Source organism: Streptomyces sp. NPDC051740, assembly GCF_044453165.1.
GTDB classification, from domain to species: Bacteria; Actinomycetota; Actinomycetes; order Streptomycetales; family Streptomycetaceae; genus Streptomyces; species Streptomyces atrovirens.
On the sequence record NZ_JBITCL010000009.1, the window covers coordinates 119,366 to 139,051 of the forward strand.

General features: G+C 73.1%; 23 protein-coding genes and 1 pseudogene. 3 read left to right on the forward strand and 21 right to left on the reverse strand.

The genetic code is table 11. The features are described from left to right. Window positions 1-10 precede the first annotated feature (10 nt). The 13 genes from ACIA6T_RS17380 to ACIA6T_RS17440 form a co-directional block, all read right to left on the reverse strand. A complete protein-coding gene (locus ACIA6T_RS17380; protein ID WP_085573748.1) occupies window positions 11-304 on the reverse strand; it encodes a gas vesicle protein K in 294 nt (97 codons plus the stop codon). 38 nt (window positions 305-342) lie between these two features. Then, complete coding sequence (locus tag ACIA6T_RS17385) at window positions 343-531, reverse strand: gas vesicle protein (RefSeq protein ID WP_085573742.1); 189 nt, start codon at window positions 529-531, stop codon at window positions 343-345. Beyond that, window positions 528-1,307 carry a GvpL/GvpF family gas vesicle protein gene (locus ACIA6T_RS17390; RefSeq protein WP_399447333.1) on the reverse strand — a complete coding sequence of 260 codons (780 nt, stop codon included), beginning with the start codon at window positions 1,305-1,307 and terminating at the stop codon, window positions 528-530. The genes ACIA6T_RS17385 and ACIA6T_RS17390 overlap by 4 nt, the downstream gene beginning before the upstream one ends. After that, entirely contained in the window at window positions 1,304-1,645 is a 342-nt protein-coding gene (locus ACIA6T_RS17395; protein WP_217135918.1) for a gas vesicle protein, read from the reverse strand. Before ACIA6T_RS17395 ends, ACIA6T_RS17390 begins: the two co-directional genes overlap by 4 nt. Next, window positions 1,642-2,778, reverse strand: a complete 1,137-nt coding sequence (locus ACIA6T_RS17400; RefSeq protein WP_399447334.1) for an SRPBCC family protein — start codon at window positions 2,776-2,778, stop codon at window positions 1,642-1,644. The genes ACIA6T_RS17395 and ACIA6T_RS17400 overlap by 4 nt, the downstream gene beginning before the upstream one ends. After that, the gene (locus tag ACIA6T_RS17405) at window positions 2,775-3,467 is read right to left on the reverse strand and encodes a DNA primase (protein WP_399447335.1); all 693 of its coding nucleotides are present in this window, start codon (window positions 3,465-3,467) and stop codon (window positions 2,775-2,777) included. Before ACIA6T_RS17405 ends, ACIA6T_RS17400 begins: the two co-directional genes overlap by 4 nt. Beyond that, entirely contained in the window at window positions 3,464-3,724 is a 261-nt protein-coding gene (locus ACIA6T_RS17410; RefSeq protein ID WP_385044798.1) for a gas vesicle protein GvpG, read from the reverse strand. Before ACIA6T_RS17410 ends, ACIA6T_RS17405 begins: the two co-directional genes overlap by 4 nt. Window positions 3,725-3,728: 4 nt before the next feature. Beyond that, a complete protein-coding gene (locus ACIA6T_RS17415) occupies window positions 3,729-4,502 on the reverse strand; it encodes a GvpL/GvpF family gas vesicle protein (RefSeq protein ID WP_399447336.1) in 774 nt (257 codons plus the stop codon). Further along, complete coding sequence (locus ACIA6T_RS17420) at window positions 4,499-4,933, reverse strand: gas vesicle structural protein GvpA (RefSeq protein ID WP_399447337.1); 435 nt, start codon at window positions 4,931-4,933, stop codon at window positions 4,499-4,501. The genes ACIA6T_RS17415 and ACIA6T_RS17420 overlap by 4 nt, the downstream gene beginning before the upstream one ends. 46 nt (window positions 4,934-4,979) lie before the next feature. After that, window positions 4,980-5,351, reverse strand: a complete 372-nt coding sequence (locus tag ACIA6T_RS17425) for a gas vesicle protein (protein WP_385197305.1) — start codon at window positions 5,349-5,351, stop codon at window positions 4,980-4,982. A 108-nt stretch (window positions 5,352-5,459) separates the two neighbouring features. After that, complete coding sequence (gene ligD / locus ACIA6T_RS17430; protein ID WP_399447338.1) at window positions 5,460-6,386, reverse strand: non-homologous end-joining DNA ligase; 927 nt, start codon at window positions 6,384-6,386, stop codon at window positions 5,460-5,462. Next, window positions 6,383-8,230, reverse strand: coding sequence for a transketolase (locus ACIA6T_RS17435; protein ID WP_399447339.1), 1,848 nt, complete (start codon window positions 8,228-8,230; stop codon window positions 6,383-6,385). Before ACIA6T_RS17435 ends, ligD begins: the two co-directional genes overlap by 4 nt. Beyond that, complete coding sequence (locus tag ACIA6T_RS17440; RefSeq protein ID WP_399447340.1) at window positions 8,227-9,981, reverse strand: FAD-dependent oxidoreductase; 1,755 nt, start codon at window positions 9,979-9,981, stop codon at window positions 8,227-8,229. Before ACIA6T_RS17440 ends, ACIA6T_RS17435 begins: the two co-directional genes overlap by 4 nt. 143 nt (window positions 9,982-10,124) lie before the next feature. Between ACIA6T_RS17440 and ACIA6T_RS17445 the strand changes: the two genes are divergently transcribed. Both ACIA6T_RS17445 and ACIA6T_RS17450 read left to right on the forward strand, forming a co-directional pair. Then, the gene (locus ACIA6T_RS17445; RefSeq protein ID WP_399447341.1) at window positions 10,125-11,087 is read left to right on the forward strand and encodes an LLM class F420-dependent oxidoreductase; all 963 of its coding nucleotides are present in this window, start codon (window positions 10,125-10,127) and stop codon (window positions 11,085-11,087) included. 21 nt (window positions 11,088-11,108) lie between these two features. Then, window positions 11,109-11,498, forward strand: a complete 390-nt coding sequence (locus ACIA6T_RS17450) for a hypothetical protein (protein ID WP_399447342.1) — start codon at window positions 11,109-11,111, stop codon at window positions 11,496-11,498. Between the two features lie 12 nt (window positions 11,499-11,510). Here ACIA6T_RS17450 and ACIA6T_RS17455 read toward each other — a convergent pair. Beyond that, a pseudogene (locus ACIA6T_RS17455) lies at window positions 11,511-12,009 on the reverse strand (SDR family NAD(P)-dependent oxidoreductase); the annotation flags it as partial. A gap of 29 nt (window positions 12,010-12,038) precedes the next feature. Beyond that, a complete protein-coding gene (locus ACIA6T_RS17460; RefSeq protein WP_399447343.1) occupies window positions 12,039-12,473 on the reverse strand; it encodes a phage holin family protein in 435 nt (144 codons plus the stop codon). Window positions 12,474-12,581: 108 nt separating this feature from the next. Between ACIA6T_RS17460 and ACIA6T_RS17465 the strand changes: the two genes are divergently transcribed. Further along, the gene (locus ACIA6T_RS17465; protein ID WP_399447344.1) at window positions 12,582-12,929 is read left to right on the forward strand and encodes a VOC family protein; all 348 of its coding nucleotides are present in this window, start codon (window positions 12,582-12,584) and stop codon (window positions 12,927-12,929) included. Window positions 12,930-13,167: 238 nt separating this feature from the next. Here ACIA6T_RS17465 and ACIA6T_RS17470 read toward each other — a convergent pair whose 3' ends face one another. The 6 genes from ACIA6T_RS17470 to ACIA6T_RS17495 form a co-directional block, all read right to left on the reverse strand. After that, window positions 13,168-13,722, reverse strand: a complete 555-nt coding sequence (locus ACIA6T_RS17470; protein WP_399447345.1) for a GNAT family N-acetyltransferase — start codon at window positions 13,720-13,722, stop codon at window positions 13,168-13,170. 40 nt (window positions 13,723-13,762) lie between these two features. Further along, a complete protein-coding gene (locus ACIA6T_RS17475; RefSeq protein WP_399447346.1) occupies window positions 13,763-14,695 on the reverse strand; it encodes an LD-carboxypeptidase in 933 nt (310 codons plus the stop codon). Beyond that, complete coding sequence (locus tag ACIA6T_RS17480) at window positions 14,692-16,656, reverse strand: prolyl oligopeptidase family serine peptidase (RefSeq protein ID WP_399447347.1); 1,965 nt, start codon at window positions 16,654-16,656, stop codon at window positions 14,692-14,694. The genes ACIA6T_RS17475 and ACIA6T_RS17480 overlap by 4 nt, the downstream gene beginning before the upstream one ends. 4 nt (window positions 16,657-16,660) lie before the next feature. Next, window positions 16,661-17,965 (reverse strand): M20/M25/M40 family metallo-hydrolase, encoded by a 1,305-nt coding sequence (locus tag ACIA6T_RS17485; protein ID WP_399447348.1) that lies wholly within the window; start codon window positions 17,963-17,965, stop codon window positions 16,661-16,663. Continuing rightward, the gene (locus tag ACIA6T_RS17490) at window positions 17,958-18,791 is read right to left on the reverse strand and encodes a M55 family metallopeptidase (protein ID WP_399447349.1); all 834 of its coding nucleotides are present in this window, start codon (window positions 18,789-18,791) and stop codon (window positions 17,958-17,960) included. The genes ACIA6T_RS17485 and ACIA6T_RS17490 overlap by 8 nt, the downstream gene beginning before the upstream one ends. Before the next feature lie 97 nt (window positions 18,792-18,888). Next, on the reverse strand, window positions 18,889-19,617 hold the full coding sequence (locus ACIA6T_RS17495) for a methyltransferase domain-containing protein (protein ID WP_399447350.1): 729 nt from the start codon (window positions 19,615-19,617) through the stop codon (window positions 18,889-18,891). Between the last annotated feature and the right edge of the window lie 69 nt (window positions 19,618-19,686).

Sequence of the window (19,686 nt, forward strand, 5' to 3'; positions counted from 1 at the left end):
GTGCCGGGGCTCAGTCCCGGGGAAGCAGCGGTCCGAGCGGTCCGAGGTCCAGATTCAGGTCCTCGGGCCGCAGTCCGTAGCGGTTCCGCAGTTCCGCCATGCGGTCCTCGAGCAGCATGAGGGTGAGTCCGACCCGCTCCTCCTGCTCCTCGGTCAGGTCCCCCTCGTCGAACCGGCGCACCGCCTGCCGCTCCATGAGCTGGCGCAGCAGTTCCACGACGGTGAGCACCAGCTTGATCAGGTCGCGTTCGACCGTGTCCGGCTCCAGGTCCAGGCTCCTGTGCCGGCTGCCGTGCGGCTCGATGCGCGCCTCGACGTGCCGGTCGTGGTCGGGGGCGGCCGTCACGGCGACTCCTCGAAGGGGGACGGGACCCGCGCGTTCACCGAGCTGATGAGCGCGTTGAGGTCGATACGGACCAGGTCGACGTCCGCGATGCGCAGCGTGATGTCCCCCTTGATGACGACCCCGCCGGCCAGGAGCCGGTCGAGCAGGTCCACCAGGGCTATCTCGCGGCGTTCGACGACGGTCACGGACCCTCCTTCTCGGCGGTCTCCTCACCGGCGAACGAATAGGCCGCCCAGGGGCCGGTGAGTTCGACACGTATTCCGGGCACGCCGTCCTTGGTCCGGTCCACCTTTTCCACGAATTCCTCGGAATTCACACGGGGGACGAGGTAGGCGGCATTGAGTACATTGCGCCCGGAGGCGCCGGAGAGCGTGGGATTCTGCGGTGCGTGCAGCCGGGAGTCCTCGGCGGCCCCGGAAAGGGTCTCGTGCAGCCGGGTCGCGAACGTCTCGGCGTGCTGCCACAGATCGTCCTGCGATTTCGTCCGCTCCCGGCGCTGCCGCAGATAGTCCCGGCCGGACACCGGTTTCGGCGCGGGCGCGGCGGGAGCATCCGGTGTCCGGTCCGACTCGACGTAGACCTTGACGCCCCACTCGACCCGGCCCTCCAGCCGGTCCAGGGTGCGCAGGAAGCTCTCCTCGCGCGCCTCCATCATGGTCCGTACGCCGCTGTCGTCGCGGAACACGGTGCCCAGCCGCAGCGGCAGCGGGGTCGTGACGGTGGTGAGCGCGTCGATCACGCCCTGGTGGGCGCGGGCGACCGCGGTCAGCCAGTCGAGGTCCTCCAGATGCGCGCGCAGTGGTTCCTCCGCGAAGTCCGCCTCGGGCACGTGGCTGACGACGGCCACCAGGCCGTGGTGGGACAGGAGCCGGGGCGGATCGCCTCCGACTCCGGTCAGCTGCGCCTGGAGCGGCGTGCCGTAGGGGCGGCAGACCGCGTAGACGTACCGCAGTCCGGTCACGGGCTCTCCTCCTGTGCGCGGCGGGGCTCCAGCCCCAGTTCCTCCAGCCGGGCCAGCCGTTCGCGCAGCTCCGCGTTCTCCCTGGCCAGTTCGTCGCGCCGGGCGCGCGAGGAGAGCGCCGGGTCGGACTCCCACCAGTCGATCCCCATCTCCTTCGCCTTGTCGACGGAGGCGACGACGAGGCGCAGCTTGATGGTGAGGAGTTCGATGTCCAGCAGGTTGATGCGGATGTCACCCGCGATCACGACACCCTTGTCGAGCACCCTTTCCAGGATGTCGGCGAGATTGGCGCCGCTGCCCTGGCCGTACGGCTCGGGAAGCCGGCTGGGGGTCGTCATCGGCGGCTCCGGCTCTCGGGCTGCTCGTCCTCGTCCTCAGCCTCGTCCTCGTACGTGTACTCGTCCTCCGGGTACTCGTCCTCCTCGGACTCCTCGGCCGCCTCCGGTTCCTCTTCCTCTTCTTCCTCGTCCTCGGCCTCCGGCTCGTACTCCTCCTCGGCCTCCGGCTCGTACTCCTCCTCGGACTCGTCCTCGTACTCGCCCTCGGGTTCCTCTTCACGGTCGTCGGCGGAGGTCTCGTCCTCCTCCTCGGCGAGGGCGTCCTCGTGGCTGCGGACGACCTCGCCGTCGCGGATCTCGCCCCGCCAGCTGTCCTCGGCCTCGCCCTTGAGGGTGATGAAGCGGGCGAAGTTCTTCAGGTCGAGCCGGGCGCGACGGCCCTGGGCGCGCCAGATGTTGCCCGTCTTCTCGAAGAAGCCCGAAGGGTAGTACTCGATGACCAGCAGGACGCGGGTGAGGTTGTCGGCGAGGCGGTGGAAGGAGACGACGCCCCTCGTCGTGCCCTTGGCGCCCTCCGAGGACCAGGCGATCCGGTCGTCGGGGACCTGCTCGGTGGTCTTCGCCTTCCAGCTGCGGTTGGACCACCAGATCTTCGCCTGCCAGTCCGACGTGGTGTCGTCGGCCTTGTTGGCGCTCTTGACGCCCTTGGCGAAGGTGCTGAAGTCCTGGTACTGGGTCCACTGGTCGTACGCCGTGCGCAGCGGGACGCCGACATCGATGTACTCCATGATGACGGTGGGCTTCTGGCCGGCGGACTTCTTGCGCTTGCCCTTGCCGCCGCCTAGGCCCTTGAGCTTGCCCATCACGTTGTCCTTGGCCCGTGAGGCGCCGAGTTCGATGGCGCTGCGCAGGGGGCTCTTGCCCTCCGCGAGCTTGCGGCCGCCGTCGAGGGCGAGCTTGGCGAAGCCCGGACTGTTGCCCTCGGCGATGTCGTTGAGCTTGTTCGTGGTCTCGCCGAGCTTGTGGCCGAGGCCGGTCAGCAGCCGGGTGGCCTGGGCCGCGAGGTAGTCCTGCAGTTCGGCCTTGAGCCGGTCGGCGGCCTCGCTGTGGGCCACGTCGGCGAGCGGGTTCTTCGCCGCCCCGTTCGCGCTGTCACGCGCGGCGGAGCCGGCCCGTCCGAGGGTCTCGGTCATCGCTCACCGCCTCCCTTCGCCGTGCGGGAGCGGGCGCCGCGGCCCGCGGCCGCGGTCTTCTTGGCGGCCGTCTTCTTCGCCGGAGCCGTCTTCTTCGCCGCCGCCTTCTTCGCGGGGGCGGTCTTCTTCGCCGGGGCCTTCCTGGCCGGCCGCTCGGAGGCCGGCTCGTCCGGCGGTTCCCGGTCCTCCGCCTGCGCGTCCTCGCGTTCCTCGTCCTCGTGTTCCTCGTCCTCGTGTTCCTCGTCCTCGTGTTCCGCGTCCTCGTGTTCCGCGTCCTCGCGTTCCTCGTCCTCGTGTTCCGCGTCCTCGCGTTCCTCGTCCTCGCGTTCCTCGTCCTCGGCGTGTTCCGCGTCGGCGTCGTCCCGCGGGCCGGCGCCCGTCAGCCGGTCCCGCATGTCGGCGGTACGGCCGTGCAGCCGGTCGGCGAGGGAGTCGAGCTGCCGCTCGACCAGCGCGCCGGAGGCCGCCTTGCCGACGCCCCGCAGATCACCGCGCAGCTGGTCGCCGATCTCCTTGAACTGCGGGTTGTCCCGCAGTTGCTGGGACATCAGGTCGGCGACCATGCGCGGGCTGAGGTTCAGCTTCTTGCCCGCCACCAAGCCGCCGACGGCGAGTGCCATCTTCAGCTTCTTGGTCCGTCCGAGGAGATATCCGGCCCCGATCGCGAGGCCCAGTCCCGTTCGATTCACTGTCCTGCCGTCCCATCCCCCGCGCCCGTACGCGTCGCGGTCTCCAGCCGGTCGAGGAGTTCGTCCTCCTGACGGTCGAACTCCTCCTCGCTGATCTCTCCGGCTTCCAGCTGTTCCTCCAGCCGGGCCAGTTCGGCACGTATCGTGGCGGGGTCGTAGTAGATGCGCTCCGCTTCCCTGAGCACCTGCCGGATGGCCCAGCCGCTGCCGCGCACCGGGGCGAACGGCAGCAGCAGGACCTCCGAGATCAGACCCATGTCGTCACCCCGCTCCGGCGTCCGCCCCGCCGGCCACGGTGCCCGCCGGCTCGGCCGGGCCGGGCTCGACGAAGCTGTACGGCGGCAACGGGCCGTTCAGACGCACTTCGAGGTGGGGCAGGTCCTTGCGGGCCTGTTCCACCGCTTCCAGGAACTCCGCCGCCGTGTCCCGCTTCACCAGGTACGACACATTGGCGAGCCAGCCCGTGGACTCGGGGCCGACGCTCACCGCGTCGGCGACCGGTTCCAGGACGCGCTCCAGCGCGATGGCGTCCTCGGCCTCCTTGGCCTTGACGGCGGCGGCGACCATCTCGCCGAGCTGGATCTTCTGCTCGTAACTTCCGCCACCGGACTGTCTGTTGGCCTCCGCGAGGGCACGGATCTCCGGGTTGCCGGCCATCACGTGGTGCAGGACGGCGTCCTCCACGTGGTTGGCCTTGACGTTGTACTCGACCCGGCCGTCCAGGGCCCGCAGCCGCTCCGCGTAGTGCTCGGCGCGCTCGGCGAGGACGCCGGTGACGGCGTCGTCGTCCGGGGCGACGCTGCCGAAGCGCATGGGCAGCACACAGCCGACCGCGCCGGCCTCGCTGAGCACGTTCTGGTGCGCGAGCAGTTCCCTGCGCTTGGGGCGCAGGCCCTCGGGGGCGTCACTGACCAGGGCCGCCAGTTCGCCCTCGCGCAGGACACGCACCGGCAGTTGCGGGTCGCCGACGCCGTCCACGCCCTCGGGGAGGCCGGGGTGCGAGGTCGCCGTGATGCCGTAGACGTACGTGCTCACTCCTGCTCCTCCTTCCGGCGGGCCGAGGTGCTCCTGCGGGCCCGCGGACGCGACTCGGTCTCGCGCTCGGACCCGTCCTCACGCGCCTGCTTGAAGGCGTCGGATATGGTCTCGGCGGCGCCGGACAGGGCCCCCTTGGACTTGCCGCGGGCGCCGGACTCGGTGACCTCCCCGACGATCTCCGGCAGGCCCGGGCTCTTGCGGGGCCCGGCCTCCAGGTCGAGGCGGTTGCACGCCTCGGCGAAGCGGAGATAGGTGTCGACGCTGGCGACGACGACGCGTACGTCGATCTTGAGGATCTCGATGCCGACCAGGGACACGCGCACGAAGGCGTCGATGACGAGCCCCCTGTCCAGGACGAGCTCAAGCACGTCGTAGAGGCCGCTGCTGCCGCCTCCACCGCCGGTCTGCTGTGCCGGTACGACTGTCATTCCGACTGTCCCTCCTTGTCTGTGGGTGTGGGTCCGGTCGGGCGGCCTACCGGCCGCCGGGCCTGTGCGAGTCGGACCGCCCGCGCTCGTAGCGGCGGACGCGGCGGTACCCGGTGAGCTCGCCGTCGGGGTCCAGCTCGACCTGGTAACTCGCCATCAGGCTCATCGTGTCGGGCACCCGCTCGAGTTCGAGGACCTCGACCTCCAGCGCCCAGCCCTCCTCCGTCTGCTCGAAGGACGACACGGACTCGGCTTCCATCCCGGTGAGCTCCGCTAGCTGGCCGCGCGCCCGGCGCAGCAGCTCCATCGGACTCGGCCGTTTGGTGCTTCTGTTGTTCTTCGTTGACTTGTGGGATTCCTGTGAGTCCTGGGTTTCCTGTGAACCCTGTGGCTCTTCGGTGTTCTTCGTGTTCGACATGGCCACCTCCCCCTCCGTGTGGCCGCAAGCGTGTTCGCCAAACCTCCGTGCGCTCGGCCGTTCCCCGCGGCCGGGCATCGTGCCCGGTCGGAGGGGTGCCGGCGCCGCTCAGTCCCGCAGTGCGGCCAGCCGGCGGCGGGCCGGCCCGAGGGAACGGCCCCGGCTCGGCAGGCCGGCCCACGGGTCGGTGCGGGCCTGCTCGACGGCGTCGGCGACGGTCCAGCGGCGGGCGTGCAGGTCCGGGTCGTCGAGCTGGTCCCAGGAAACGGGCACGGCGACGGGGGCGCCGGGCAGGGCGCGGACCGTGTAGGGCGCGACGGCGGTCTGTGCGTAGGCGTTGCGCTGCACGTCGAGGTAGAGCCGGTCGCCGCGGTCCTTCTTGCGGGCGGCGGTGGTGAGCCGGTCGGGGTGGGCGGCGGCGAGGGTGTCGGCGGCCTCGCGGGCGAAGGCGCGTACGTCGTCGAAGTCCTGGGCCGCGCTCAGCGGCACGACGACGTGCAGGCCCCGGGAGCCGGTGGTCATCAGGGCGGACGGCAGATCCAGCTCGTCCAGCAGCTCCCTCAGCAGCCGCGCGGCCTCCCGCACCGTCTCGAAGTCGTCACCGGAGGGGTCCAGGTCGAACACCAGCCGGTCCGGGCGGTCGATCCGGGCGGTGCGGGACAGCCAGCGGTGCAGGGTGATGCTCGCCTGGTCGACGAGGTGGAGGAGGGTGGCGGTGTCGTCGCACACGGTGTGCGTGACGGTGCCGCCCTCCTTGGCGACCTCGGCGCGGGTGATCCAGTCCGGGTAGCCGTCCGGGGTGTTCTTCTGCATGAACGTGGGGCCGTCGATGCCGTCCGGGCGCCGGTCCAGCATCAGCGGGCGGCCCCGCAGGTGCGGCAGCATGAACGGGGCGACGGCCCGGTGGTAGTCGACGAGGTCGCCCTTGGTGTACTCCTTCGCGTCCCCGCCGCCGGGGAAGAGCACCTTCCCCGGCCGGTGGATCTCCAGCGAGCGACGGCCGGCCCGTACGGTGCGCGCACCGTCGTCGCTCACGACACGATCGCCTCCCCCACCAGCAGCCGGCCGGCCGCCGCGATCGACTCGGCGTCGATGCCTGCGGCGTGCAGCTGCTCCTCGGGGGAGGCCGAGCCCGGCATGTCGCGCACGCCCAGCCGCACCAGGCGCGGCATGGGACGCCCGTCGGCGAAGGCCTCCGCGACCGCGTCCCCGAGGCCGCCCTCCGGGTGGTGGTCCTCCACCGTCATCAGGCAGCCGGTCTCCTCGGCGGCCGTGCGCAGGGTCTCACGGTCGACCGGCTTCACCGAGTACAGGTCGATCACCCGTACGGCGATGCCCTCCCCCTCCAGGGCCTTGGCGGCGGCCAGCGCCTCGGGCACGGTGACGCCCGCCGCGACGAGGGTGAGCCGGTCGCGGCCGGAGGAGCGCAGCACCTTGCTGCCGCCGACGGGGAACTCCTCGTCGGGGCCGTAGATCACCTCGCTCGCTCCTCGCGAGGTGCGCAGATAGCGGATGCCGTCCAGGCCGGCCATCGCGGCGACCAGCCGCGCGGTCTGGTTGGCGTCGCACGGGTACAGCACGGTCGAGCCGTGCACCGCCCGCATCATCGCCAGGTCCTCCAGGCCCATCTGGCTGGGGCCGTCCTGACCGATGGCGACGCCCGCGTGGGAGCCGACGAGGTTGATCCCGGAACCGCTGACCGACGCCATGCGGATGAAGTCGTGGGCGCGGGTGAGGAAGGCCGCGAAGGTCGCGGCGTACGGAGTCCAGCCGCGCGCGGCCATGCCGACCGCCGCGGCGACCATCTGCTGCTCGGCGATGTAGCACTCGAAGTAGCGCTCGGGGTGTTCCTTGGCGAAGGCCTCCGCGCGGGTGGAGTCGCCGACCTCCCCGTCGAGGGCGACGACGTCGCCGCGCGCGGTGCCGAGGGCGGTCAGCGCCTCACCGAAGGCGTTACGGGTGGCCACCTCCTCGCCCTTGTCCCAGCGGGGCAGGTCGGGCCGGCCGGTGTGTCCGGCGGGCGGTGCCCCGTCGGCGGACGGGGCCTCCACCCGGATGCGCAGGTCGCGGGGGCCGCCGAGCTCGGCGATGGCCTCCTCGGCCTCGGGCAGCGGTTTGCCGTGCAGGCCCTCGCGGTCCTGGACCGCCTCGACGCCCTTGCCCTTGAGGGTGCGGGCGAGGACCGCGGTGGGCTGGCCCTTGGTGGACAGGGCCTCCCCGTAGGCGCGGTCGACGGCGTCCACGTCGTGGCCGTCCACTTCGACGGTGTGCCAGCCGAAGGCCTGGAAGCGGCGGGCGTAGGCGTCCAGGTCGTGACCGTGCCGGGTGGGACCGCGCTGCCCGAGCCGGTTGACGTCCACGATCAGCGTGAGGTTGTCCAGGTGCTCGTACGCGGCGTGCTCGGCGGCCTCCCAGACCGAACCCTCGGCCAGTTCGCTGTCGCCGCACAGCACCCACACCCGGTAGTCGGCGTGGTCCAACCGCTTCCCGGCCAGCGCGATGCCGACGCCGACGGGGAGCCCCTGGCCGAGCGAGCCGGTGGCCGTCTCGGTCCAGGGCAGCCGCCGGGGGGTGGGGTGCCCTTCGAGGCGGCTGCCGTTCTCGCGGAAGGTGAGCAGTTCCTCGTCGTCGATGGCGCCGGTCGCCTTGTAGGTGGCGTACATCAGGGGCGAGGCGTGGCCCTTGGAGAGGACGAAGCGGTCGTTGCCCGGGTGGTCGGGACGCTCGAAGTCGTAGCGGAGGTGGCGGGCGAACAGCACGGCCATCAGGTCCGCCGCGGACATCGACGACGTGGGGTGCCCGGAGCCCGCGGCAGCCGCGGCGCGGACACTGTCCACCCTCAACTGCTGCCCCAGCTCGACGAGTTCACCGGTGTTCATGAGTCTCCTTCGGTGGTGCGGTCGGTGCGCTTGACGGGTCCGGGCGCGACATCGGGACCGGGCGGCGGCTGATCGGGGGGCGGGGTGACGGCGGGCCGGCTCTTGACGGGTTCACCGCCGGGCTGCTTCTTGGCCGGCTCACCGCCGGGCTGCTTCTTCGCGGGCTCACCGCCGGGCTGGTTCTTCGCCGGCTCACCCCCGGGCTGGTTCTTCGCCGGCTCACCCCCGGGCTGCTTCTTCGCGGGCTCACCCCCGGGCTGCTTCTTCGCCGGCTCACCACCGGACCGACCCGCGGCGGGCTCGCCACCCGGCCGGTTCTTCGCCGATGCGCCACCCGGCCGGTCCTCGGCGGACCCTCCGCCGGCCCGGTCCCCCGCCGGCTCCGAGCCACGCCGGGCAGCCGCCGGCTGCTGTGTCCCGCCCCCGGACGACGACCCCCGCCCCGGCTCGCCCGGCACCCGCGCCAGTTCCGGCGACGCCGTGTCCAGCGGCACCGACCAGGACCGTACGAGCCCCAACTGGACGGCCTGGCGCGGCAGTACGGCGTCGAGGAGCCAGTCGGCGGCGACGCGCACCCGGTTGCCCGGCATCGCCGCGAGGTGGTAGCCGCGGGTGACCGCCCCCGCCGCCACCCCGGACAGGTTCACGCCGAGCGGGTTGGCGGCGGCCTTGACGCCGCCCAGGTCCACCACGAACCCCATGTCCTTGTGCCGGTAGGCGCGCCGCTCACCGTCACCGAACGACGCGGCGACGTTGTGCGCGCACACCTTGCCCTGCCGCCAGGCGTGCTGCGCGGTCATCGGGGTGTACGAGCCGGGCTTCTCCAGATCGGGCACCGCTGCGGCGTCCCCGCAGGCGAACACCTCGGGCCGGCCCGGCACCTGCAGGTGCGGGTCGACGAGCAGCCGGCCGCGTTCCATGGGCAGTCCGAGGGACTCGACGAGCGGGTCGGGGCGTACGCCCACGCACCACACCAGGGTGTGGGTGTCGACGAACTCCCCGTCGGTCAGCAGCACTCCGTCGTGCGTGGCCTCCTTCACTGAGGTGCCCATCCGTACGTCCACGCACCGTTCCCGCAGCACGGTGTCGGCGGTGCGGGAGAGGCGTTCGTCCAGCTCGGGCAGGACCCGGTCGGCGATGTCGAGGAGCAGCCAGCGTGGCCGCATCCCGGTCCGCATCGGGTGCCTGGCGACCTGCGCGTCGGTGAACAGCTGCCCGTGCGCGGCGACTTCGGTGCCGGTGTAGCCGGCGCCGACCACGACGAACGTACAGCGGGCGGCGCACCGCCCGGGGTCGTCGGTGGCGGCGGCGAGCTCCACCTGCCGGGTCACGTGGTCGCGCAGGTACAGCGCCTCGGGCAGGCCGCGGAAGCCGTGGGCGTGTTCGGCGACACCGGGGATCGGCAGCAGCTTGTTGACGCTGCCGGCCGCGAGGACCAGCCGGTCGTAGTCGAGGGTGCCGACCTCGCCCTCGGGGCCGGTGTAGTGGACCTGCCGCGCGTCGAGGTCGATGCGGTCGGACTCCCCCAGCACCAGCTTCACGTGCGGCAATGTGCCGGAGAGGGAGACGGTGACCCGGCGGGGTTCCAGGATGCCTGCGGCGACCTGGGGCAGCAGGGGCAGGTACAGGAAGTAGTCGGTGGGGTTGAGCAGGACGATCTCGGCGCGGCCACGGGCCAGCCGGGAGAGCGTCCGGGCCGTGCGGTACCCGGCGAAGCCGGCACCGACGATCACAATGCGGGGTCGACTCACGGTTCGCCTCCGGCGCTGTCGCGGACGTCGGGAGACTTCCGCGTCCCCCTGGTGGGGGCGGCCAAACGTCCGCCGGTTTCCGCCGGGCCCCCCGGGTACCCGGTCCGGGACCCGAACCGCCCACGTCGCGGAGGCAACCCCCCATGCCCGAGTACGGTTATTTCCTCTCGTGCGAGCAGTACGGTCCCGCCGAGCTGATCGAACAGGCCCGGATGGCCGAGCAGGCCGGGTTCCAGGCCCTGTGGATCTCGGACCACTACCACCCGTGGAACGACGAACAGGGGCAGAGTCCGTTCGTGTGGTCGGTGATCGGCGCGCTGTCCGAGGCGGTGTCGCTGCCGGTGGGGACGGCGGTGACCTGCCCGACCGTGCGGACGCACCCGGCGGTGGTGGCGCAGGCGGCGGCCACGGCCGCGGTGATGTCGCCGGGGGAGTTCCGGCTGGGCGTGGGCACGGGCGAGGCCCTGAACGAGCACATCCTCGGAGACCACTGGCCGCCCGCGCACGTACGGCTCGAGATGCTGGAGGAGTCGATCCAGGTGATGCGCCGGCTGTTCTCCGGCGAGGAGGTCAACCACCACGGCACGCACTACACGGTGGAGAACGCCCGCCTGTACACCGTGCCGGACGAGCCCGTCCCGATCGACATCTCGGGCTTCGGTCCGGCGGCGACCAAGCTCGCCGCCCGGGTCGGCGACGGCTACATCACGATGATGCCGGACGCCTCGATGGTGGAGCAGTACCGCAAGGGCGGGGGCGGCGGCAAGCCGGTCAGCGGCGGCACCAAGGTCTGCTACGGCACCGACCGCGACGAGTGCGTGCGTACCGTGCACCGGCTGTGGGCGAACGAGCAGCTGCCCGGTGAACTGGGCCAGGTGCTGCCCTCACCCAAGCACTTCGAGCAGGCGCAGACCCTGGTCACCGAGGACATGGTGCGGGAGAACCGGGTGTGCGGCGACGACGTGGACGAGCACGTCGCCGAGCTCCGGCAGTTCGCCGACGCGGGTTTCGACCGGATCTACGTGAACCAGATCGGCCCCGACCTGCGCGGTTTCTTCGACTTCTACCGCACCAAGGTGCTGCCGCAGCTCCAGCAGGCCGGCTGACCACGGGAGGACGGACCGACGATGGGACTGCACCGACCCGGCGTCTCCGTCTCCACCGTGCCGGCCGACGCCCCGGAGGCCGACTCCACGCCGGCCTGGGAGTCCACGACGGTGGTGATCGTCGAGGTGTCGGCGGGCAACGCGACCGGCACCGGGTGGACGTGCGGTCCGCCTGCGGTCGGCGACTTCCTGGGCGGGCATCTCGCGCCGCTCGTGGAGGGCATGAGCGCGCTGGACGTCCCGGCCGTGCACGAGGCGATGTGCCGCTCGGTGCGCAACGCCGGCCGGCCGGGCATCGCGGCCTGCGCGATCTCGGCGCTGGACATCGCGCTGTGGGACCTCAAGGCCCGGCTGCTGGAGCTTCCGCTGGTACGGCTGCTGGGTGCGTGCCGGGAGCGGGTGCCGGTGTAAGGGCGCGGGAGGTGCCCCCAAACCCCTGGATCGCGTGCTTGGCGCCGCAGTACGCGAACTGCGGCGGGATGCCCCGGTGGGCGAGGGCCGAGCCGACCCGCACGATCGTGCCGCGGTCGCGCGGCGGCATGTGCCGCAGGGCGGCCCGGGTGCCGAACGCATGACCCAGGTACGTCACTTCGGTGACCCGGCGGAACTCATCGGCTTCGACGTCCTTGAACCGGGCGAACACGCCCGTGAAGGCGCAGTCGACCCAGACGTCGATGGTGCCGAAGGCGTCGGCGACCCGCTGTGCGGCGTCGTCCACGGCCTGGGCGTCGGAGACGTCGACGGGGACGACGAGCGCCGTGCCGCCGGCCTCCCGTACGTCGTCGGCCGCGGCGGCGAGTCCCTCACGGCCGCGGGCCAGCGGGGCGACCCGGTCGCCCTACGCGGCGAAGGCGCGGGCCGTCGCCCGGCCCACGCCGCCGCTCGCCCCGGTCACCACGACGGTCCTGGGGTCCCGTGACAGGAGCTGTGCCACCGGCTTCCTCCGGCCGGTCAGTCCCGGTGGCGGGGTGCGTCGGGGTCGGAGTCCGGCCGCGGCGGTACGACGCCGGCGGTGGGCGGTGCGGACGGCACCGGCGGGACGGGTGCCGACCGGCCGCCGGGGGCGGGGGCCTGCGCGGGCACGGTCCCGGACGCCTTGGGCCGGGCCGCGCCGCGCAGGACGTGGGCGAGCGCGCCCAGGATCACGGCCGTGATCAGCGCGGCGGCCCAGCCCGGCAGGACCAGGGCGAGGGCGAGGCCCACGGCCAGCGCGACGGCCGCGCCCGCGTACAGGGCGGCGGCGCCGGATCCGGCGTACAGGGCGGCCCTGCGGCGCTGTCCCCGCGCCTGTTCGCGCAGTTCGTCGCGCACGGTCTCACGGGCCACCTGTGCCAGCTCGTCGACCAGGTGCTTGTCCAGATGCTCCAAGTGCTCCAAGCGCTGCATGGCCGCCGGGTACCCGCGCCCGGGGCCGCGTAACGCCCGCGGGCACGAGGTGTGGAGATCGTCCGCGCCGGGACCCCGGCCACGGCCGCCCCAACTAGGCTCGTCCCCATGGAGATTCTGGGTGCCACACTGCGTGTCTGCGTCGACGACATCGAGACCGCCATCCCCTTCTACGAGCGGCTGGCGGGCGGCAGGGCCCTCCGGTTCGAGCGGGCCGGCGTCCAGGTCGCCGCGGTCGGCTGTTTCCTGCTGATGAGTGGTCCCGCGGCCGAACTGGACGTGCTGCGCAGGGTCGCCGCGACCATCGCGGTCAAGGACGTCGAGGAGACCGGCCGGGTGCTCGCGGAGCTGGGCGCCGACATCCTCGCGGGCCCGCTCCCCACCCCCGTGGGCCGCAACCTCATCGCCCGGCACCCGGACGGGGCGGTCTACGAGTACGCGGACCGCCACGCCTGACACACCCGGTCCCGGCGCGGACCTCCACGCGCTGCCCCTCGGCGGGCGGCAGCCCCACCTCGACCAGCCGGAACCGCCCACGGGCCCGGGTCGCGGGGGCCGGCCGCCACGCTCCCGGCGGAGGCTGTTCGGAGGCCTCCGCACGGCGTTCGGCGGCCCGCTCGGGGTGGCGGTCCGCCTGGTCGGCGCCAGCGAGGCAGGGACAGCCGGTGGTCGCGGCCCACGGGGAGTGCGGGCGTCAACGGCCCGCTGTCATCTCGCTGGTGATCGCCCAGCGTTGGTGGTCGCGCCAGGCGCCGTCGATGAAGAGCATCTTCGGCGAGAAGCCCTCCAGGCGGAAACCGCAGGCGCGGGCGAGGGCGATGGAGGCGGCGTTGCCGGGCTGTACGTTGATCTCCAGGCGGTGCAGCCGCATCGGGCCGAAGGCGTACCGCACCACGAGGTCCAGGCCCTCGCTCATCAGCCCGCGCCCTGCCGCGTGCGCGAAGGCGCCGTAGCCCAGCGCACCGCACAGGAAGCCGCCCTCGACGATGTTGTTGATGTTGATGAACCCGGCGAGGGCGCCGTCCGTCTCCTTCTCGCAGACCAGGAACCCCGCCTTGGTGCGGTCCGCGATCAGCCGTCCCGCGTACGCGGCGTACGCGCCCTGGCTGTCCGGCGGGAACAGCCAGGGGTGGTGGAGGTCCTTGCTCTCCCGGGCGCGGGCGGTGAACTCGGCGCCGTCCGCGTGAGTGAAGTGACGGAGCCCCACGCGGCGGCCTTCGGCGAGGTAGCGGGAAACGGTGTGCGGCACCCTGTCACCCTACGACGGGCCCGCGCGCGACGCGGGCCGGTCAGCTCAGCGCCGGTTCGTCCAGGGTCAGGGTGCCCGCGCCGGCGTCGAGTTCGGCCGTGACACCGAAGGGGACGGTGAGCGCGTCGGCGCAGTGCCCGAACCCGAACTGCTCGGCCACCGGCACACCGAGGCCGCCGAGCCGGTCGGCGAGCAGCGCCCGCACCCCGTCGTACGGCCCGCACCGGTCCCAGGATCCGAGCAGCAGCCCGGACACCCCGTCGAGCCAGCCGGACCGCAGGAGCTGGGTGAGGCAGCGGTCGAGCCGGTAGGTCTCCTCCCCCACGTCCTCCAGGCAGAGCAGTCCGCCGCGCGCGGAGGGTCTGGCGTGCGGGGTGCCGAGGTCGGCGGCGAGCAGGGAGAGACAGCCGCCGAGGGTGATCCCGCGCGCCCGGCCGGGGACGAGCGCGGTGCCGTCGGAATGGACGGTGCGGACCGTATCGGGGGCGAGGAGGGTCGCCTTGAGGTGGTCCTGCGCCCGCACGCTCTTCACGAAGTCGATGCCCGCGGCCATCGGCCCGTGCAGGGTGACGAGGCCGAGCCGGACGGCGAACGCCTCGTGCAGCGCGGTGATGTCGCTGAACCCGACGAACACCTTCGGCCCGGCGGCCCGCATCGCCTCCCAGTCGAGCAGGTCGACCATGCGCTGTACGCCGTAGCCGCCGCGGGCGCAGATCACCGCGTCGACGGCCGGGTCGCACCAGGCGGACTGCAGATCGGCGGCCCGGTCGGCGTCGCCACCCGCGAGGTAGCCGAACTCGCCGTGCCGGTCCAGGACATGGGGGCCCACCACGGGGTCGAGGTCCCAGCCGCGCAGCACGTCGAGTCCTGCCTGGAGCCGTTCCTCGGGCACCGGACCGCTGGGTGCGACCACGGCCACCCGGGCACCGGGGGCGAGCCGGGCCGGCCGCCGCAGTGCTCGGACCCGGCTCACGTGTCCAGCTCCAGGGCCGGCACGCCGGGCGGCTTCATCCCGAACACCTGGGCGTACAGGGACAGTTCGGCCTCCAGGGCGCGCACCATGGTCTCCGCCCGCCGGAAGCCGTGCCCCTCGCCCTCGAAGGTGAGGTAGGCGTGCGGCACGCCCCGGCCGGCCAGCCGGGCCAGGAAGCGCTCGCACTGCGCGGGCGGACAGATCACGTCGTCCAGTCCCTGGAGCATCAGGAACGGCACGGTGAGCCGGTCGGCGTGCGCGGCGGGCGAACGTTCCGCGTACCGCTCGGGCACCTCGGCGCGCGGGCCGATCAGGCTCTCCAGGTACTGGGACTCGAAGTCGTGGGTCTCCCCCGTGCCCCAGCCGGTGAGGTCGAGCACCGGATAGATGATGGTGCCGCAGGCGTAGACGTCGGTCGTGGTGAGCGAGGCGGCGGTGGTCCAGCCGCCGGCGCTGCCGCCGCGGACGGCGAGCCGGTCGCGGTCGGCGGTGCCCTCGTCCGCGAGGGCCAGCGCGACGGCGGCGCAGTCCTCGACGTCGACCACACCCCACTGTTCGCGCAGCCGGTCGCGGTACTCCCGCCCGTATCCGGTGGAGCCGCCGTAGTTGACCTCGGCCACGCCGATGCCGCGCGAGGTGAAGTAGGCGATCTCCAGGTCCAGCACGAGCGGCGCCCGGCCGGTGGGACCGCCGTGCGCCCAGATCACGTACGGGGGACGCTCGTCCGCGGGGCCGGCGCACCCGGGGTGGTGCGGGGGGTACAGCTGGGCGTGGATCTCCCGGCCGTCCGGTCCGGTGAACGTGCGGACCCGCGGCTCGGGGTAGTACGCCGGGTCCACCGCGTCCTCGTGGCGGGCGCCGATCACCCGGGCGTGGCCCGTCCGGGTGTCCAGCTCCACCACCTCGTGGGCGCTGCGCGGTCCGGCCCCGACGGCGACGACCCGCTCGCCGTGCGCCGCGAGGGTGGGCGTGAACTCGCTCCACGGGCCGGCGGCGTCGACGACCTCGCAGGTCTCGGGGTCGAGGATGCCGAGCGCGGGCGCGCCCCGGCCGTGCAGGACGGCGATCAGGCCGCTGTCCAGGGGGGCGAACCAGCGCAGGCCCAGCTTCCACAGCGGTCCGCCGAACTCCTCCTCGCGCGGGCAGACCGGCTCCCCGTCCCGGTAGAGGTTCCACCAGCCGGTGCGGTCGCTCGCGTACAGCAGCCGGCCGTCGGGGGTCCAGTCGGCCTGGGCGACGGACTCCTCGGGTCCGCCGGCCACCGTACGGGCGTCGCGCAGGGTGCCGTCGGCGGCGACGTCGGCGACGAGCAGTTCGGTGCCGTCCCACGGCATGCGCGGGTGGTCCCAGCCGAGCCAGGCGGCGCGCCGCCCGTCCGGTGAGAGGCGCGGCCCGGTGACGAAGCGGTGCCGGCCGTCGCTCAGTTCCCGCACGGCGCCGCGGTCACCGGCGGCGGAGCCGTCCAGCGGTACGGCGGCCAGGACCCGGCGTACGTCGCCGGGGCCGTCGCCGGTGAACTCCTCCAGGACACACCACACCTCGCCGCGCTCCGGCAGCAGCACCGGATCGGCCCAGCGCAGCCCCTGCCCGACCGCGGACACGGGGGTGAGCGGACGGGGCTCGGCGTCCGGCTCGTACCGGTGGAGGCGCTGGTCGGCGAAGTTCACGAACACCACGTGCGGGACACCGTCGCGCACGGTTCCGGCCCAGGGCCGGCCGCCGTACTCGATGACCCGGCTCCGCACGTTCCACGGCGCGGGCAGGACCGGCTCCTCGGTACCGTCGGCGTGCCGCCGCACCAGGGTGCGCCGGCCGGCCTCGGTGGGCCGGGGCTCGGTCCACCACACCTCGTCGCCGACGAAGCCCACGGACTCGGGGCTGCCGTCGTGGGCCGCGGCCGTGGCCGCGTCGATGGGCGAGGGCCACTCGCCGTACGCCAGGTTCCGCACTGTCTCCCCCACTCGCTCAGGCCGTCCGCAGGAACCGGTCGAGGACCCGGACACCGAACCGGAGCGCCTCGACCGGGACGCGCTCGTCGACGCCGTGGAAGAGTGCCTGGTAGTCGAAGCCCTCCGGCAGCTTCAGCGGCGCGAATCCGTAGCCGGTGATGCCCAGCCGGGAGAACTGCTTGGCGTCCGTGCCGCCGGACATGCAGTACGGCACCACGTGCCCCTCGGGCGCGAACTCCTCGACGGCGGCCCGCATCCGGGCGAACGTCGGGGAGTCCACCGGCGCCTGGAGCGCCACCTCGTGGTGCTCGAACTCCCAGTCGATGTCCGGTCCGGTGAGCCGGTCCATGGTCGCGCGGAACTCGTCCTCGGCACCCGACAGATACCGTCCGTCGACGTGCGCCACGGCCTCCCCGGGGATCACGTTGACCTTGTAACCGGCGTCCAGCATCGTCGGGTTGGCGCTGTTGCGGACGGTGGCCTCGACGAGCTTCCCGGCCGTGCCGAGCTTGTCCAGCAGCGTGTCCACGTCGGACAGGTCGGTCTGGATGCCGTACACGGCGGCGAGTTCGGTGAGCGCGGCCCGCACGGTCGGGGTGAGCCGCAGCGGCCACTGGTGCTCGCCGATGCGGGTGACGGCGGCGGCGAGGCGGGTCACCGCGTTCTCCCGGTTGACCTTGGAGCCGTGCCCGGCCCGGCCGCGCGCGGTGAGCCTCATCCAGGCCGTGCCGCGCTCGCCGGCCGCGATCGGGTAGATCTGCCGCCCGCCGCCGTCGTGGAAGGTGAACGCGCCCGACTCACCGACGCCCTCGGTGCAGCCCTCGAAGAGGTGGGCGTGCCGGTCGGCGAGGAAGCCGGAGCCGTCCTCGGCGCTGGCCTCCTCGTCCGCGGTGAACGCGATGACGATGTCCCGCCGGGGCCGTACGCCCTCGCGCGCCCAGGCCCGCACCACGGCGAGGATCATCGCGTCCATGTTCTTCATGTCGACGGCGCCGCGTCCCCAGACGACGCCGTCGCGGACCTCTCCGGAGAACGGGTGCACGCTCCAGTCGGCGGCCTCGGCCGGGACGACGTCCAGATGCCCGTGGACGAGCAGCGCGTCGGCCGACGGGTCGGTGCCCTCCAGACGGGCGACGACGTTGGCGCGGCCCGGGACGCGTTCCAGGAGCACCGGTTCGAGTCCCGCCTCCGCGAGCCGCGCGGCGGCGTACTCGGCGGCGGGCCGCTCCCGGCAGTCGCCCCCGCCCCTGTTGGTCGTGTCGATCCTGATCAGGTCGGACGTGAACGTCACGACCTCGTCCATGGCCCGCTCGTCAGCCATACTGCTCCTCCACCGCGGCCGAGGCGATCGTGGTGACCGCCTTGAAGGTGCGGATCCCGTCGTACATGGTCCCGCTGGTGTACGCCACCTTCCGCTCGCCGGTGCGGGTCACGCCCGGCACGACGGTGACGGCCGTCGCCAGGTGCTCGGCGTCGAACTCCACCGCGACGGTGAACGGCCCGCCGTCGACGGGCTCCCGGCGCACCGCCAGCGTGGCCGCCTCCTTGGCCGCCGCGCGGATGTCGGCGGCCGTCCGGGCGGGGGTGCGGCACACGGCCGCGTACCGGGACACATGGTCCTTGACGGCGACCTTCAGCGCCTCGGGCGCGTAGCCGAGCGCGTCCTCGCAGGCGACGTCGTCACCGGTCACCAGGATCACCGGCACCCCGTACTCGGCGGCCACGTGCGCGTTGAGCAGGCCCTCGCCGGCCCGTACGTCGTCGACCCAGACCCCGGTGATGGAGTTGGCGAGGAAGGTGTGCGCGAGGACGCCCTCCATGCCTGCGCCGGCGTGGTAGCCGATGAACGCGATGCCGTCCACGTCGCCGTGCTGCACGCCCTCGACCATGGAGAGGGACTTGTGCCGCCCGGTGAGCATCTCGGCCCGCTCGTCCAGCCGTTCGAGGAGCAGGTTGCGCATGGTCCAGTGGGCCTCGTTGATCAGCACCTCGTCGGCGCCGCCGTCGAAGAACCCCTGCACGGCGGCGTTGACGTCCGAGGTGAACATGGACCGGCACCGCTCCCACTGGGGAGTCCCCGGCAGCACGTCGGCCGGCCAGGTGACGCCGGTGGCGCCCTCCATGTCGGCGCTGATGAGGATCTTCATGCGGCACACGCTACGTGGTTCCGCCGAATCCCGGCCAGCCTGTGGATAACTCTCACCGGTCCAGACCAGTGAAGGACTCGTCGCTCCTCACCAGGCCCTACCTCACGGCGCGTCCCGTCACGAACCAGAGGGACGGCAGTGCGATACGGGTGCCGTCGGGGCCGTGCTCCGTGGTGGTCAGCGGCAGGGTGCCGTTCGCCAGTACGGTCAGTCCGGCCGCGGTCAGGAACTCGGGCACGGCCGCGTCGTCGACCTCACCGGGGGCTATGCCGTGCCGCAGGACGGGCGCGAGTTTGGGCGGCGGTCCCGCGGGGCCGGCCGCGAGGCCCCGCAGGACGGCTCCGGCGGCCTCGGAGGGCTCGACGAGGAAGGCACGGCCGCGGTCGCCGACCACCGTGGCGACGGCGTCCGCCAGCGCCTGCCGGTCGTCGGGCTCGCACTGGTGCAGCACCCCGCGCATGTACACGTTGGCGTCGCCGAGTTCGGCGTGCAGTGCCTGCGTCCCGGCCTTGTCGACGGCGTCCAGCCGCCGGTACGCCGCCTGCCCGGCCGGGTCGGCGGCGCGGGCGCGGTCCAGGGCGGCGGCGGAGAGGTCGGCGCCGAGGACGTGCGGGAAGCGGTCGGCGAGGAAGCGGGTCTGGGTGCCGTTGCCGCACCCGAGGTCCACCAGGGGCAGCCAGGGGTCGGTCAGATGCGGTTCGAACAGGGCGAGATGGCGGGCCACCGTCAGGGCGGGCTCCGCGTCCCAGAACACGGCCCCCTCCTCGTCGGGTGCCTCACGCCAGAAGCCCTCCCAGGCCTCCCGGTACCGACTCGTCACGCTCATGACCGACTCCCCAGGGTGCGACGCCGGCCCGCCCCGTGTGACGGGCCAGTACGGTGTATCGCGCCCCGG

What these genes read in the sequence shown, in the direction of transcription:
- ACIA6T_RS17435 (WP_399447339.1), bottom strand. Translation starts at nt 8,230, where the DNA reads ATGAACACCGGTGAACTCGTCGAGCTGGGGCAGCAGTTGAGGGTGGAC.
- ACIA6T_RS17425 (WP_385197305.1), bottom strand. Translation starts at nt 5,351, where the DNA reads ATGTCGAACACGAAGAACACCGAAGAGCCACAGGGTTCACAGGAAACC.
- ACIA6T_RS17490 (WP_399447349.1), bottom strand. Translation starts at nt 18,791, where the DNA reads ATGAAGATCCTCATCAGCGCCGACATGGAGGGCGCCACCGGCGTCACC.
- ACIA6T_RS17410 (WP_385044798.1), bottom strand. Translation starts at nt 3,724, where the DNA reads ATGGGTCTGATCTCGGAGGTCCTGCTGCTGCCGTTCGCCCCGGTGCGC.
- ACIA6T_RS17495 (WP_399447350.1), bottom strand. Translation starts at nt 19,617, where the DNA reads ATGAGCGTGACGAGTCGGTACCGGGAGGCCTGGGAGGGCTTCTGGCGT.
- ACIA6T_RS17445 (WP_399447341.1), top strand. Translation starts at nt 10,125, where the DNA reads ATGCCCGAGTACGGTTATTTCCTCTCGTGCGAGCAGTACGGTCCCGCC.
- ACIA6T_RS17485 (WP_399447348.1), bottom strand. Translation starts at nt 17,965, where the DNA reads ATGGCTGACGAGCGGGCCATGGACGAGGTCGTGACGTTCACGTCCGAC.
- ACIA6T_RS17460 (WP_399447343.1), bottom strand. Translation starts at nt 12,473, where the DNA reads ATGCAGCGCTTGGAGCACTTGGAGCATCTGGACAAGCACCTGGTCGAC.
- ACIA6T_RS17395 (WP_217135918.1), bottom strand. Translation starts at nt 1,645, where the DNA reads ATGACGACCCCCAGCCGGCTTCCCGAGCCGTACGGCCAGGGCAGCGGC.
- ACIA6T_RS17465 (WP_399447344.1), top strand. Translation starts at nt 12,582, where the DNA reads ATGGAGATTCTGGGTGCCACACTGCGTGTCTGCGTCGACGACATCGAG.
- ACIA6T_RS17400 (WP_399447334.1), bottom strand. Translation starts at nt 2,778, where the DNA reads ATGACCGAGACCCTCGGACGGGCCGGCTCCGCCGCGCGTGACAGCGCG.
- ACIA6T_RS17420 (WP_399447337.1), bottom strand. Translation starts at nt 4,933, where the DNA reads ATGACAGTCGTACCGGCACAGCAGACCGGCGGTGGAGGCGGCAGCAGC.
- ACIA6T_RS17450 (WP_399447342.1), top strand. Translation starts at nt 11,109, where the DNA reads ATGGGACTGCACCGACCCGGCGTCTCCGTCTCCACCGTGCCGGCCGAC.